5 protein-coding genes are annotated in these 16,559 nt (G+C 66.0%); 4 read left to right on the forward strand and 1 reads right to left on the reverse strand.

Features of this window, described 5'->3' with window-relative positions; translation table 11 throughout:
• Positions 1-273 precede the first annotated feature (273 nt).
• The 4 genes from sctQ (at position 274) to G3N95_RS11715 (ending at position 15,479) form a co-directional block, all read left to right on the forward strand.
• Complete coding sequence (sctQ, locus tag G3N95_RS11700) at positions 274-1,437, forward strand: type III secretion system cytoplasmic ring protein SctQ (RefSeq protein WP_205970149.1); 1,164 nt, start codon at positions 274-276, stop codon at positions 1,435-1,437.
• The gene (gene sctR, locus G3N95_RS11705; RefSeq protein WP_205970150.1) at positions 1,430-2,098 is read left to right on the forward strand and encodes a type III secretion system export apparatus subunit SctR; all 669 of its coding nucleotides are present in this window, start codon (positions 1,430-1,432) and stop codon (positions 2,096-2,098) included. Before sctQ ends, sctR begins: the two co-directional genes overlap by 8 nt.
• On the forward strand, positions 2,095-2,994 hold the full coding sequence (locus G3N95_RS11710) for a lytic transglycosylase domain-containing protein (RefSeq protein WP_205970151.1): 900 nt from the start codon (positions 2,095-2,097) through the stop codon (positions 2,992-2,994). Before sctR ends, G3N95_RS11710 begins: the two co-directional genes overlap by 4 nt.
• A gap of 167 nt (positions 2,995-3,161) precedes the next feature.
• Positions 3,162-15,479, forward strand: coding sequence for an LWXIA domain-containing protein (locus G3N95_RS11715; RefSeq protein WP_205970152.1), 12,318 nt, complete (start codon positions 3,162-3,164; stop codon positions 15,477-15,479).
• Between the two features lie 39 nt (positions 15,480-15,518).
• Here G3N95_RS11715 and G3N95_RS11720 read toward each other — a convergent pair whose 3' ends face one another.
• Positions 15,519-16,550 (reverse strand): EscU/YscU/HrcU family type III secretion system export apparatus switch protein, encoded by a 1,032-nt coding sequence (locus tag G3N95_RS11720; RefSeq protein ID WP_205970153.1) that lies wholly within the window; start codon positions 16,548-16,550, stop codon positions 15,519-15,521.
• Positions 16,551-16,559 lie beyond the last annotated feature (9 nt).

The following is a 16,559-nucleotide window of genomic DNA, read 5'->3' on the forward strand; positions in this document are numbered from 1 at the left end:
ACGGCCATTGTAGATTCAAGACTTCATATTGTCGTAGCCCAACATTCAGAGACGCGCTCGCAGCCGCGCACGCGCGGGAATCTCGTAGTTAACCGGCTTTCCGCCCGACGGACGTCACGTCCACTACGATTCGCGCCGCACAATCGCGCCCCCTCCATTCCTACAATCGACAGACTGGACGTGCTGCCTTCCAGCACTCGAACTCCATTCATCCGATCCGCCGTGCATGCGTTGTCCTTCTTGCGAGCCGACGTCAACGACCTTCCGCATCACATGACGGACGACCCGCATCGACACGACGCGGATCGCGTCACGCCGCTCGATGTTTCGCCGTTTCTCCCCCGCCTGTCGCCCGCAGCGGCGCGGGGACTGACAAACGCCTATGCAGCCAGCGCACCGCTCGCGATTTGTCTTGCCAAACAAGCCTATGAGATCACGTGGCGCGCCGACGCCGCCCCCTTCGCCGACGCCAATGGTTACCGCTTCGTCGTCGGACCGGCACAGGGCACCGTATGGATCGATCCTTCTGCAGAAGCGGAATGGCTCGGCGATGCCGCCGCGCCCGGCGTGCCGGCCGTGCTGCGCGCCGCATTGCTGGCCGATCTATGCGCGCCGCTAACGAAGGCGTTGCAGACGCTTACGCGTCAGCGCGTGGAGTTGCTGCCGCCCGCTTCCGGACAGCCAGCGGATTCATCCATCGCAGCCTTGCACTTCGAATTGCGCCGCACCGACGACGGCTGGCTCTGTCACGGTGCCCTGCTGTTCGACGTGCCAGACGCACTCGACGTATTTTTCGCCAGGCCACCTTCCTCCGCCGCCACCCCGCGCGACACGCTGGCAAGCCGGTTCGCTGCACTACCCGTACCGCTCACGTTCGAACTCGGCCGCACGACGCTGATGGCGCACGAACTCGCCGACGTGGAGTCGGGCGACATCATCGCGATCGAACACTGGCACACGCAGGGACAAAACCTGCTGTGCGCTGCGCACCTGCCATCAAGGCCTGCATGGGAGGTGCTCGGCAAACCGTCGGGCAACCGCATCGTCGTCGAACGAATCAGGGAGATGCCTTTGGAACCTACGTCATCGCAGGACGCGGCCCGCGCGCACACAACCGCATCGCAGGATTCATCCGCGCAGCCTGCCGCCACCACCGCGCAGCCACCGCAGTCCACACGCCAGTTCGAAGGACTTTCCATCGAACTGACGTTCCAGTTACCGTCGTGCACGATGACGCTCGGCGAGTTGGGCACGTTGCAGCCAGGCGCCGTGATCGAACTGGAACAGGGCATCAATCAGAGCGTGATCCGCATTGTCGCGAACGGTACGCAGATCGGCGCGGGCCATCTGATCGCCGTCGGCCAGAAGCTCGGCGTCCGGGTCACGGCGCTCACGCCGCCCGTCGCTCAGCCGCCGCGCGAGCGCCAGGATGGGTAACCTGCCGAATCCTGTCTCGCTGATCGCCGTTATCGTCGCGCTCGGCATCGCGCCGTTCGCCGCGCTGATGGTGACGAGCTACACCAAGCTGGTGGTCGTGCTCGGCCTGTTGCGCTCGGCGCTCGGCATCCAGCAGGTGCCACCGAACATGGTGCTCAACGGTATCGCGCTGATTCTGTCGCTGTTCATCATGGCGCCCGTCGGCATGAATATCCGCGATGCGTTGCAGCAGCGCGATTTCAATCCGTCCGGACAGTTGTCGACCGCCGATATCGGCGCGCTCGCCGATGCCGCACTGCCGCCCATCAAGGACTTTCTCACCGCGCACACGCGCTTGCGCGACCGCGAGTTCTTCGTCAAGACAGCAACCAGTGTGTGGCCGAAAAGCCGCGCCGAGGGTCTCAAGGACGATGACCTGCTGGTGCTGGTGCCGAGCTTCACGCTCGCCGAACTGACGAAGGCGTTCCAGATCGGTTTTGTGATCTACATCGTATTCATCGTCGTCGATCTGCTGGTTGCGAACATCCTGCTCGCGCTCGGCATGCAGATGATTTCACCGACGACGATCTCGGTGCCGTTCAAGCTGCTGCTGTTCGTCGCGCTCGATGGCTGGTCGCTGCTCGTGCACGGTCTCGTGCTGTCGTACAGGGTGGCGGGATGAACGGCGCGGCGCGCAAGCACCTTGCGATGTGTGCGCTCGCTCGGGTCGTCTGCGTACTCACGTGCGAGGCGACCTTACTGGCCGTATTCGTCGAACGCAACGCAGTTGCGCAAACGAACGCTCCGCGCGCGGGCTTCACGCAGCTTGCGCGCAGTTGCGCCGCGAATGTCGATGTCGTGACGCTCGCCGCACTCGTGCGCACCGAGTCGGGTTTCAATCCGTTTGCGATCGGCGTGGTGGGCGGCCATCTGGATCGCCAGCCTGCATCGCTTGCCGAAGCGCTCGCGACAGTGCGTGCGCTGGAAGCCCGCGGCTTCAGCTACAGCATCGGACTCGCGCAAGTGAACAATCGCAACTTCGCGAAGTATGGCGAGACGGCCGCGTCGCTCTTCGAACCTTGCCGCAACCTGCGCGCGGCCGCCGCGATTCTCACCGATTGCTTCGCGCGTTCCAGCGCCGCGCGTGGCGATCCGCAGAGCGCCTTACGCGCCGCGTTGTCATGCTATTACAGCGGCAACTTCACCACGGGCTTTCGCGCAGGCTACGTCGGCAAGGTGGTGATGAACGCGCGTATCAATGCGATACGCGGCAGCGTCGAGGCGATTCCCGTCGTGACGGACGCGCATGCGCCACCGCTTTCAAGCCAGGCGACGCTCGATGCAAAAGTCGACGAGACGTTGAATGAAGCGGGCCGAAAGCGCGGCAATGCTTCCCCTGGCGAACCTGTTCCGCAAGGAAGCGACGACGCGCGCCCTGCCCTCGCACCTGTCAATGCGATCGGCACGACCAGAAGCAAAACGCCGTCATGCAGCCCGCATCCGCTCGTCGCGATGTGCCGGGGCCTCAGCGCGGCACAGATTCATGCGTTGTGCCTGCGCTGTCTCGATGCGCGCTGAAGGACGCCGGTCGTAGCGCAAACCCTTCAATCCACTACGACAAGCGCGCCGACTACGGGATGCCGGAGTCCGTGCGCCCGCATCGGACGCGAGAATCCCTTATTGCTGCGCTCCCGGAGCCCGCGTAAGGCCCGCGCGCGCCCTGCCGCAAGCGTTGGAGATACGACATGTCCCTGATGGCCGTTGACGGCGGCGGTTCCACCTACGTGCCGCCTCCATCGAATCCCGACAAGCCCAAGCCCGCGAACACAGGCGCAAATGGCAGCAATGCCGCGCCCACCGCGCAACAGCAGGCGCTCGCCGCCGCGAAGGCGGAAACGGCTCGCCTGCTGAAAATCGCGCAGCAGGAAATGGCGACGCTGCAGCGCCTGCGCAACCAGGGCGCGAAACAGGCCGATATCGACGCACAGATCAAGAAAGCCGGTCAGGCGTGGGGGGCAGTGCAGGCGGCAGCCGAAAACCAGATGCGCGTTTCCGCCGATGGCGGCGGCGACGCAAAGAAGGCGATTTCGTCGGCTGCAGCCGACGTTCGCGCGCTCGACAAGGACGATCCGATCCTCGACGAAGTCGTCACCGATTCGCAAAACACGGTGACGCCCGAAACGGCCGTGCAGCGCACGACGAACGAAAAGGCCTTTCAGTTCGCGCTCGCCGCGCAGACCGATCAGGACGCGACCGACAAGGTCAACGCGTACAACGCCGAGACGCCTGCGCAACAGCAGGCCGACGGCGAGGAATACGCCTACAGCATCCGGCAGGACAAGAGCACCGCCGACACCGGCGCGAACAATGCCTACGACGCGCTAGAAAAGGCGCTGCGCCACGAATACAGCGTCGAGGCCGCGACGCTGCGCCTGCACGATGCAAACGCAGATTATGCAGCGTGGCAGAAGGAACCTTCCGGCGCACGCCGCGCCGATGAAGCCGACGCGGCACAGGAACTGTCGCAGGCACAAACGCAATACGACAAGGTGACGGCAGGCGACGACAGCGCGCTCGACTACGTCACCGCCGACGAGCAGAAGCAGGCCGTCGCGACGGTCAAGAACCAGCATCCGGACGCGTGGTACGGCAGCGTCGTCGATATGCTGGGCCAGCAAAGCGCGCTCAAGCGTGACATCTCGCTCGTGAATCCCGACGACCCGTCGCTGTCGCCGCAGATGAAGCAGCTCGCGCAGAACGATCCCGTGACGTTCGCGCTCTTGCAGGAAACCGGTCAGACGATCGATCCGAACGCGCCCGGCCTGTCGCCGAAAGAAAAGGAACTCGCGCAGCAAAACCCGCTTGCACTCGCCTTCGTGCGGATGACGGGTGTCAACGTCGATCCGGCGAAAATGACGCCCACGGAAAAGAAGCAACTCGATCAGCTTGGCCTCTTCCAGTACGCATGCGCGCACGCCGACCCGAAGTCCGCCGGCGTGCAGAAGATGCAGATGCTGATGGCGGCCGCACCCGACGTGCGTCTGCAATACACGAAGCAACAGGTCGATCTGCTGATGCAGGACCCCGGCCACAACGCGAGCGCCGCGCTCAAGGTTCTCAACACGAACATGAACGCGACGTTCTCGATCAGCGACCGCGAGCAGATGTGGAACGAAGCCGGCCTGCCCCACTTCAACCAGAAGTACGTCGAAAGCCAGATCGACCCGCTGATGGTGAAGCCCGACACGACCGCGAACGATCCCGACAGCGTACGTGCGCGCAACGACAGCACGATGAACGCCGACAAGGTCGGCAAGTGGATGCAAGCGACGCTCGACATGAACGACGTGCCGCCCGAATTCGCCGGCGTCGTGATCGATACCGTCAAGCACGATTTCAGCGACAAGTGGATGCAGTCGAACACGGGCACGCCTGCCATCGAGCGTGGCACCGATTTCTACAAAGGCTTGAGCCAGGCCGTTTCGCTCGCCGACCTGCAGCCGACCGATACGGGCGTGCCCGTCGCGCGCGAGAACGACGTCGCGAGCTGGCTGATGAACGAAGACGGCAACGCGAAGTCGATGATCTACACGCTGCGCGGCGACAGCACGTCGTATGGATTCGACAGTGTGCGCGACACCGTGAGCGGCGGCTACGGCCCCGCGCTGTCGCAGGCGCTGCTCAAGCAGATGCAGGGCGACGACCGCTTCAAAAGCGGCTTCGCAAACGACTTCCAGCTGATGCTGAGCCAGGGCATGGAGAAAGCCCAGAGCAAGGTCGACAGCGCGAACGCCGACGCGAGCTACAAGATCTTCCAGACCGATCCGTCGAAGGTCCTGCAACCCTACTTCGACGACTTCCAGCAGCACTTCGACAACCAGCCGCACACCTTCGACGCCGGCTCGAGCCAGTTGACGAACTTCGTCGGCGTGGGGCTCGGCATGCAGCCCGACGACCCGTCCGTCATCCCCACTGACAATCAGGACAATCCGTCGATGGGCATGCTCGAACAGCTGATTGTCAATAACGTCGCGTTCAACCAGGGCAAGTCGCTTTTCGCGAGCAACGGCAATGCGACGAAGATGATCAATACCGTCACCGACCAGATTCGCAAGGTCGGCGGCGATCATGCCGTGGTGACGCTGGTGCCGACGTACTACGTGTCGAAGGATTCAGGCGCGAGTCCGAGCGCCCTCTTCAAGGTGCAGGTGAACGGCAGGCCGGGCGAGTTCAAGTACATCGACGACCGCGGCTGGTCATACGACAAGCTCGACGACTACCAGCACAACAACGGCCTGTCCGACAGCGCAACGCTGTATGTGCCGAAGAATCTGACGCTCGGCGCGGCGTCGTCGGGTCCGGCGCAATACGATTCCGTCGCCGCGCACATCACGTCGGGCTGGCAGCACGTCGAGCACGTGCTGGAGATCGGCACGGGCATACTCGCGGCGGTGGGCGGCGTGGTGCTCGTGGCGAGCGGCGTGGGCGCCGTCGAAGGCGGGCTGCTGCTGGGCGCCGCGTGGACGGCCGTCGGCGCGGGCATGGCGGTCGGTACAGGTGTTGCCGTGCAGGATCTCGTCAATCTGAACGATCACGGTCAATCTCTCGGTTTCGGTAACGCACAGGCACGCTCGGACTGGATCAGCCTGATCGGCAGCGGCGCGGGTGTGTTCGGCGGCGGGCTCGGCATGGCCAGCAAGTCACTGATGGAATCGGCCGCGCTGCTCCGTTCCGTCGATGAAGCCTCGGGCGCACTCAGCACCGTCAGCCGCACGTCCGGCGATGCGGCGCTCGTCGGCAACAGCGGCCGGTTCGCCGAAACCGCGAACGCGTTCGAAGGCACGGCCGCCGTCACGAGCCGCGCGGCGTCGATCTTCAACGTAGTGGGCGGCCTGTCGGGCGCCGATCTTTCACTGGAACAGGGCACGTCGCTGCTGAAGAACTGGGACGCGATGTCCGACTCCGACCGCATCGACCAGCTGTTCACGTTCGGCCTCGGCATCGCGCAGATGGGCGCGGGCTCGAAGACCCTCATGGACCGCCCGATCCGCACGCTCTTCAACGTGCCGGACGCGCCGCGCCCCGTTACGAACATCACGTTCGACGACGCCGACGTGATGAACACATCGCGCCTCGGCACGGCGGCAATCGAAAACCAGCGGCGCCTCAACGGCGACTTCGGCGACCCGCGCGGCCGCAACAGCAATACGGTGAATCTGGATGGCAACGAGCACCTCGACGGCATCGACGCATTCGAAGCCGACAAGGGACTCGACGCCAAGGCCGCCGCGGCGCGCCGCGTGCAGAACGGCAAAGCGCTAGGCACCGACGCCGCCGATGGCGACGCCCTGCTCGTACGTCTTGCGCCCGATGCCGAAGGTGATGCGGGCACACCGCACGTCGTCGACCCATCCGCCGCCGATCCCGCCGCCGCGAAACAGCCTGCGAACGTCGCGGACCCGCAAGCCGCGTCGTGGTCGATTCCGGCGAACGTGCGGGCCGATCCCGTGATGCTCGAAGAGACCGTCGTCGCCGCATTCGAAAGCGGCAGCGGGCTCGATCAGGTGGAGTTCTACATTTACGCGCTGCAGGACGAGGAAGGCCATGCGCGCGCCATCGATGAACACGGCTTGCCCGCCACGGACAAGGGCGATTTCGTCGCCGACCTGCACGCGTCGCGCAACGACGAACGCCGCGCCGCGCTCGCCAGCGATCCGCAGGCGCTGGCCGCACACGACGCCGATCCGGATACCGGCGAGCCGCTGAACCTGACGCGCTACACGTCGCTGCACGATGCGCTTGTGCTCGGCCGCGAAGGCACGCTGGCCGGCCGCTACGGCATCGCAATGGTGGACCGCACCGCGCTCGCGCCGGACGGCTCCGCGCCGCCTGAAGCGATCGTCGGCAGGCTGGTGCCCGACGCGGCGGGGACCAACGTCAACCTGTCGCTCGACCCCGCGTTTCAGGGCGATCTGCGCATCCGTTATCCGCGTGCATTCGAGCCCGGCAAGCCGCTGATTCGCAGCGAAAACGGACAGCGCATCGACGCCGTCAATCCGCTGTTCGGACGCGCGGAAACGCAGTGGGCCGCCTACCCGCGGCGCGAAGCCGACCTCGCGATCTATGCGCCCGACCTGCTGCGCGACGAGAACCAGTTGCCCAACGGCGAGCGCCCGCAACTGCCCGTCCCGCCCGGCCACTTCGCGGTGTATTGCCACGCGTGGACCGATGCGTTCTCGGATGTCCACGGCAATCCATTCGACGCGCCGCAAATGGCCGACATGATCCGGGCGGCAGGCTGGGACGGCAAGTCGCCCGTCATCCTGTATGCGTGCGGCACGGCAACGCGCGTCAACCCGCTCGCGCAACTGCTGGCGAGCGTGCTGGGCGTCGACGTGTACGGTGCGAGCGGTTTCGTCGCATGGCGCGCGCACGCCGACGAGAACGGCCGCGCGACGACGGGCTACACGAGCGGACTGGTGATCGAGCCGGGCGCGTACGACCGGATGGGACGCGTCGACGAATCGGTGACGGACGCGCCGGGCATGTTTCGCTTCAGCCCGGAGCTGCCCCTCCTCAACCAGCATCCCGCCGCGATCGACTGGCGCGGTGAACAGGCGCGTCCTGTCGTCAATCGCTGGGGCGACGATGGCGGCGCGACGGCTTCCGCGCGCGCGCCGCTCAGCGTGTATCTGTGGGGCGTGCTCACGAAGCGCGGCGCGATCGTCAATCCGCGCACGGGCGCGCCTGCGAGCGCCCTCGACCTGACCTTCGCGCTCGAATCACTCACGCAACGCGGCTACACGCCGGGCACGCCCGTCGCGCTCGACGGTGCGGCCAGCGGCGCGGACCCGGCGCTGATCCAGGCTTTCTCCGATCTGATCCAGACGCCCGTCTACGGCCGTCTCGGCACGACTGACGCGAGCGGCTGGCGCCGCGTCGATCCCAATCCGAACCGGCGGCTCGCGCGCTTCGAGATCGAACCCGATACGCAAGGCAAGTTTTCGCCGGGCGGCGCGCAGCCGATCAAACTCAATGCGCTCGAACTGCGTCCCGTGCCGGGCACACGCGTCGTCAATCTGCTCGGACACGAGGTTGCGCGGCAATACCTGAAAGTGTCCGGCTACGATATCGCGGAAACGCATGGCACGAAGCCGGACAACGTCGCCGAGGACAACACCGTCGCCGTGATGCACGACGGCCCGAGGCTGACGGCGGAACGCTTCGTTCAGGCGCTGATGGAAGACGACGCTTACACGCCCGGTAACGGCGTGCTCGTGACGGGCTGCTATCTCGGCTCGGGCGGCTATCCGTGGGCGCGCGATCTGGCGTATCACCTGCAGGCGCCCGTGATCGCCAGCATCACGAGCAACAGCACGCGCGGCACGGGCGCGCTGACGCTGCATCCGCTCGAGCCCGAGATCGGCGTGCCCGGGAGCGATCCCGATGTCGGCACGCGGCTGTATCTGCATTTGCCCGATGCGCCCGAAGAAGGCTTCGAGCCTGAGATTTCCAGGTATCGACGCGAGCACGGCATCGACGCGACCACGCTGCGGCCGCCCGTCGAGCCCGTGGAAGCCGCACGCCCGATCGCCGGGGAGATCGACCCGAACGAGGATTCGGGTCGGCGCGGCATCGATGGTTCACCGGACGAGCCTTCGTTCATGACTCCGCGCGCGCTCGGTCAAGGCAGCGAATCTGCGGATTCCTCCGCGCTCGAACCGGTCACGCCCGAGCCACTCGAACCCGACGCGATCTTCACCGCCGACGAATGGGCCGCCCGCAACGACGACAACTATCTGTCCGGCAAGACCCAGGCGCACTATCCGACTGGCAGCAAGGCCTACACGCGCCGCGACGTGACGGCCGACGGCAGCGGCATCGTGACGACCCTCGCGGGCGACCGCCCGGCACTGATGCAACCGGGTTTCGACGACGTGACCGGACTCGCCGCAACGGATCATCCCGAGTTTCTCCGTCCCGCCGATACGTTGCTGATGCCGCCCGACGATCCGCTGCATGCCATCGGCGCGCGTGGCCTGATGTCGCCGCCGGGGCATCACGTGATCTTCGGGCACGGCATTTCGCCGGACGACATGCTCGGCCCACACGGCGTGCCGATCGGCGTCGATGAAGTCGCTGCGCGCGTCGCGCCGCTGCTCGAAGACGGCCAGGACGTCACGCTGTATTCGTGCTACGCCGGCTCCGACAAGGCCGATCCGTTGCGGGCAAGGCGCGCGAATCGCGGACCGAGGGTGAACGCCGCCTTCGCCGATGCGCTCGCACAGCGCCTGTCGGATGCGACGGGCCGCCCGACGACCGTCTGGGCGCCGGGCGATATCCTGCTAGTCGATCCCAACGGGACCGTGTCGGTGCGCCTAACGCGTTTCACCGGGCAGGTCGAGCGCACGGGCACGCTGATGACGACGTTCCGCGCGCGGCCTGCTTATGTGCGAGGCACTCGGGCATCCGCGGGACATGCGGTTGCCGAAGAACCGACACCGACGCCCGCCGAGAAACCCGCCACGCCGCAAGTCAGCGATCTACGCCTGACGAACGCCGCATACGACTTCTCCCCGCTCGCCAACGACACATTCGATTCTGTCTCGCTGGAGCATCCTTTCGCCGACGCGCTGACGTCGCGTCCCGGCGTGTTGAGCGACGTCGCGCGCGTCACGCGTCCTGGCGGCGAGATCACGCTGTCGCGCCCCAGCGGCCTGCTCGACGAGCCGCACCCGTTGCAAGCGCTCGAACACACGATACACGCCCTTCGCGACGCCGGACTCACGAATCTGCGCGCGGAGTTCGTGACGCTCGGCGACGCGAGCATCGAACTGGGCGACGGCGTCGATATCGGCGCGCTCGATCCTGAAGACGGCTACTTCCGTTTCAGCGGCACGGTGCCACTACCCGACGAGGCGGCATCTGCTGCAAGTGAGCCGGCAAGCGCGAGCGTGTCCGATCTCGACTACGCATTCGCCAGCCAGGAGCCGGCGCAACACACCGTCAAACACGTGTACGTGAGCGCCGACGCGCTGCCGGATGAATCGGCCATCGCACCCGACGCCGATCCGCGCGAGCGCTTCGAAGCGCGCATGCAGGCGAACCTGGACGCAGTCGCGCAGACGACGGCCGTGCAGGTCCGCACGCTGTCATCGCTCGGCTACGATCCCGCCGCGGAACTGCATCTCGACACACCCGAAGGCATCCTGAGCAAACCTGCGGGCATCGACATGTACGTCGTGCAGACCCGCGATGAAGCGACAGGCACGACGTCATACTGTCTCGCTGCCATCGACGAAAACGGCTTGCCCGAAGGCTATGCCGCCGTGAACGGCAACGGCATGCGCGCGCTCGCGATGACGCGGCGCGGCCCGTTGTGGCCCGTCGCGGGCGCGGCCGATCCCGCGCCGCCGACGCCTGCCGCACGCGTTCCCGATCCTGCATCGACCTCGGCGACGGCTGCGGTCGCGCGGGAGCAGCGCGCCGCCGACTGGCTCGACGAACACGATCTGCGCACGCTGCAACGTATCGACGGCGCGCACGTGCCGATGCTGTCGGGACTCGTGCGCCGTCTGGGCCGCAACGCGCACGTGCTGATCACCGAGCACGCTGCACACCCCGGCGCCGATCAGGAACACGCGCAACCGGCATTCATCGCGTCGCTGACGACGGACGAACACGGCGTGCTCAGTTCGATCGAACCAACACAAGGCAAGTCCGTGCCGCGCGCGCTCACGAAAGCGCTGACAGGAACGGGCGATGCCGGCATCGCCGCGCGCAGGAAGTACGACTTCTATGTGTCGCCTGTTGCCGCCGATGACCTCGCGCGTTTCGGCGGCCCGGCGAAGATCGAAAGCGAGACGATGATGGGCAAGACGTCGTGGCGCGTGACGCCGTCCGGCAAGCCCGTCGACACTGCCATCGTCGGCGATATCACGGAGTTGTCGGAGGCGTTGCGATTCCGGCGCCCGAGTCACGCTGCGCACGCCGCCGATGCGCAGCAGCGCATCTATGCGGTCGAGGAAAAAACGGGCAAGGTGCTCGGCTACGCCGAACGCAATCTCGATCACACGTGGACCTATTACGAGAAAGCGAAAGCCGGCGATACGAAGATCGGCCCGCAGGATCTGAGCGCCGCGTTCCGCCGCCGTGCGCGCGGGATTCCCCTGGGCCGGGCGGGACGGCGCGGCGTGACGTTCGTCGTCAGCGAGACGGCGCCGTCGGCGCTCGATCGCGTGGGCGGATTCAGGCCCGCTGAAAAAAACGAAGTTTCCGTACCGGCGACGAGCGAAGGCGCAAACCAGCCCGAAACCAAGCCGCGCCGCAAATCGGGCGACGTGGTGCAGTTGCAGGTCGCGCGCGCCGACGAAGCCGCGCGGCGCACCTGGGCGCACGTGCGCGGCCGCGAAACCGCGAGCGCCGACCATCCCCTCGTCGAGCCGAACCTGCTGCCCTCGACCGATAGCCGGAACCTGCATGCCGTCGACTTCAGCGGCCACAATGCGCTGCATCTTCTGCGCGCGATCCAGCAAGATTCGATCGACAGAAACCACACGATCTACGTATTCGACACGAAGGACACGCTCGCCGAAGCGATCGGCAAGCCACGCGGCATCATTGCGTGGCGCGACGAAGGACTGCGCTGGTTCGACAACGTCAGGCAGGCGAACAACGTCAATCATCAAGGCATGAGTCTCGACGAAATGCCGATCGGCACCGACCGCTTCGGCGCGAACGTGCACTTTCTGCTGACGCGTCTGACGCCGCGCGAATTTCTCGCTGTCGCGAAACCGACGCGCCTCGCCGCCCTCACCTCGCGCGCTCAAACGCTCCGACGGCAATGGGCCGCCACGGCGGAAACGGGCAAGCAGAACGCCGCGTTCAGGCAGCGCGCGGAACAGATCAAGGCGAGCTACGAAACGGTGCGCCGCGAGGCCGACGATCTGCGCCACGAGATGCAGAACTCGCTCGGCACGCGCAACCGTCGCAAGAGCGGCGCGAATCTGGCGCACGTGCGCTCGCCGATGAAGATCGAGCCGTATCAGCCGGGGCTTGCATCGACGACGGTCATCGAATCGAATCTGCGCAGCGGCGCGGCAAAGCTCGACCAGTACTTTCCCGAGTCCGAGCGCATCGAGGCGTTCAACGCGCGCATGGGCGGTCCGAAAGGACAGCGCCTGATTTTCACTGGCGGACGGCAGACCATCATGTCCGACGCGGTGATGTGGAAGAGCCTCGGCAACGATCTGAAGGTTGCGCGCGAAGTCTCGACGTCGTCGCCGCGCTTCTTGCCGGTTTCGCGCAAGTCATTGGGACGGAAATTCGGCGCGGCGACGGTCGCCGACCGGCGAATGATCCGCTACTTCGTGCGTCACGATGCGGCGATTCAGGACCGTATCGCACCGATGGCGCGCTCGTTCTCGCTGCGCGACGATCCCGCGCTGATGACGGCGCAGATCGAACGCTATGGCGGCGTGATGCCGATGGTGTCGCTCGTCGTCGATCCGCACTCGCTCAAGGCCGCGCTCGGCAAGCCGCACGACCCCGAATTTCTCGAACGCGTGCGCGCGCTCGGCGATCAGCAGCATGCGCGCTTCGACGGCGCAAAAGGCGTGATCGAGCCGGGTCCGGACTCGGAAGGCGACGCGCTGCAACTCGACGATCTGGATTACCTCGGACGCTGGCTCGACGAAGCGTCGAAATCGGGTTTCGCGATCCGCCTGGAAACGGCGCCCGCGCGTGCACTCGTCGGCAAGGACAACCGCTTCCAGGCCGGCACCAACGACGACTACCACGACTACGTGCGCGTGTTCAGTGCGCTGGAGAAGTGGGCGAACGCGAACCCCGATGCGCCCGCGCCGAACGTGATGGTCACCTTCCACGGCTGGGACGCCGTGCCGGAATCGGTGCCGGGTGCGGGCCACGCGCGACTGCTGGAAGCCGTGCTCGCGCGCAAGGGGCTCGAATGGGTGCACATGGGGCTGTCGTACGGCACGCACGGCGCCGACTTCATCGCGAACCAGGACCTGACGACACGCCTTGCACAGATGATCGTCGACTATCGCAACGCACCCGATGTGCTCGCGCGTCTGCATGGCGCCGACTCGCTCACGCGCGTGTTCGAGCGTGTCGACCGGCAGACGCTCGCAGACCAGCATCAATTGCTGTTCGCGGAGATCGAGCGGATCGGTGGATCGCAGGGAATGAAACCGGCCGAGATCGACGCGTTGCGTCATCAACTGTACGAAGGCAACACGACCGCGTTCCTCGACAGCGCGCGCAAGGCGACGATCGAGTATGCGCGGCCGCAATGGCAAACAGGCGACAACGCGCCGGCCGGCAAGACCGAACGGCTCGCGCGCGCATTCGCACAGCGCTGGATGGAAGACACGGGCGATGCGTTGACGACGACGCGGCCGGCGACGCGCGCCACCGCGAACGATCCCGCTCCGACTGCATACTGGCGCTCCGTGGTCGCAGACCCGGTGCTCAAGAACGACGGCACCAAGCCGCTCAGCGCGAACCGCAAGGCGTCGGCGCAACTGGGCATCGCGAGCCGTGAACACGAAGGGCCCGACGGCGCGCAGCCGCTCAGCGAAGAGGAAACGAGCCAGCTTCGCGCCGCCTCCGAACTCAACGCGCTGCGCGTCCAGCAAGGCAACGCCGACAGAAGCAGCGTCGTGAAGACGTCGCTGCTGGTCGGCGGTGCGGGCACGACGACGGGCGTGGCCGCCGCCAGCGCGTTCCGCCTGCTGCGTCAGTTCAGCGCCGAGGGCACGCTGCACGCGACCAACACGCTCTATACGGGCGTGCGGGTCGGCCGCGTATTTCAGGCGATGCACCAGGGCGCGGTCGCGAGCCTGAAGAACGGCGATCCGCGCGTGTTCGACCAGATGGTCGACCGGCTCGCGAACGGCTTGAAGAGCCAGCTGAAGGCGAACCGTTTCGATGTGGACGTGCGCACGCAACAACTCGAACTGCTGGCGAGCGAAGGCAAGGCGAAAGCGGGCCAGCTGCGCGCGCTCAACGACGCGGGCCTGATCTCGTTCGACGACGCCGTCACGCACACGAAGGGCATCGCCGCCGACATGCTCGCACAGATGCAGGGCGTGGTAGGCGGCTCGTCACTGAAGATGCTGCATCATGGCAATCCGCGGCACTGGGTCGGACTGATGGGACGCGGCCTCGGCATCGCCGGTTATACGGGGACCATCACGCTCAACATGGCGTCGATGATCGATCATCCGACGCTCGCCACCGCATTGTCCACGGCTGGCGCGACGATGGGCGGCACCTATACGACGCTCGTGTTTCTCGGCAGCATCCGGCATCTGAATGCCGAAAACCGCAGCCGCTTTGCGCGCTTTGCGAGCGCGTCGGGCGACTACCTGGCGTCGTCGGGCAGCCTGATCGGCGGCGCGACGAAGATACTGTCGGGCGATGTCGTGTCGGGCTCGCTGTCGGCGGCATCGGGTTTGCTGCTCGGCAGCGCGCGGCTTCATACGCAGTTCCCCAATTCGTCGCCCTTCATGGAGAAGCTGCCGACGCTGATCGCGCTCCTGCCCGTCGGGCTGTTCGTCGTGACGACCGCGCAGGGTCTGTTCTTCAGCGGCAGTTCGGGACAAAACGACAAGAACGATCCGAACACGCCCAACAAGAACCACCAGAACAGTCCGCAGCCGAGCCCGTCAGACACGCCGCAACCATCGATCACGGCTTCCGCGGCGCCTTCTCAACCGTCTGCCCAGCCGTCGGGTCAGCAGCCGTCGGCGTCGAATCCGGCTTCGCAACCCGGTTCGCAGCCGTCGTCACAACCCACGGCGAAACCGTCGAGCCCGCCGCCCACCGTCGTGACGGCGGACGGCGACTCGCTCTGGTCGATCGCCGACGACCATCGCCGTACCTTGCTCGATGCCGCTCGCGTGCCCGATGCCGATCAGCGCCACATGTCGCACAATCATCTCGTGCAACTCGCGTTCGACGAAATCCTGCAACTGAACCCGCAGTATGCGAAGCATCCGGGCTCGATCGATCCGGGCGATACGATCGTGATCGGCTGATCGCCAGGCGAACCCTCGCGTCGCAGCATAGGCCGCCGTTCAACCGGCGCCCTTCGCCCATTTCAGCAGCCGCGCCACTTCCTCGAAGTGATGCTGCCCGATCGTGCCGTTTTCGGGCGTGGCTTCATAGAGCGATTCGGCGAGGCCGGTATTCGCGAGCGTCGGCCGTAAGCTCGCCTGCGCGAGCTTCACGATCCGTTCGGCGACTTCGCCCTCGCCGCGCGCGAGCACCCACGGCAGCGTACCGGGGCCGCCGTAGAACAGCGCAATGGCCACACGCGGCGAATACACGACAGCCGACGCATAACCGATCCGGTCGTTCAGCGACGCCATGCGCATTTCGAGCGCGATCTGCTTACGCTGCCCCTGAACGTGCGGATCGCCTTCCGTCTCCTTGTGCTCGCGCCGCACTTCCTCGACCGACATCTTCATCTTCTGGTTGAACTCATGCCGCTGATGCACGATATCGATCAGCGCCATCACGATGAACACGAGCGCAGCCCAACCGAACAGCAACAGCAGCAGATGCACGATCAGCGCGAGAATCGATAACGGCTGCGTGAAGCCCGCCTGCACTGCCGGATCGAGCGAGGTGCGGATCAGCCAGCCGAGCGTCGCGACGAGCAACGCCGTCTTCACCAGCATCTTCGCGAGATTGACGAGATTGCGCAGCGACCACATGTTCTTCAACCCTTCTGCGGGATTGATACGCGACAGCGACGGCGCGAGCCGGCTCCACGCCATGATGCCGCCCACCTGCACGAATCCCGCGAGCAGACCGGCCGCCAGGCCGATGCCGACGAAGCCGAGCGTCGGCAGCATCACCGTGTGCGACGCCGCGCCGATCAGCGACACAATGCGCGCGCCGGGATCGGCTGCCCCGACGGCGTCGAACACGAGGCGGAACAGGCCCTGCACGCGCGCGTAAATCTGCGCGAGACCGCTGGCGAGCGCGATGCATACGCCGACGAACATCGCCGTCGAAATCGTTTCCGCGCTCTTCGCGACCTCGCCTTTCTCGCGCGCTTCGCGCAGACGTTTCGCGGTGGGCTGCTGGCTCTTTTCTGCCATACGCGCGCG

It is taken from the genome of Paraburkholderia sp. Tr-20389 (assembly GCF_017104565.1).
Classification (GTDB): domain Bacteria; phylum Pseudomonadota; class Gammaproteobacteria; order Burkholderiales; family Burkholderiaceae; genus Paraburkholderia.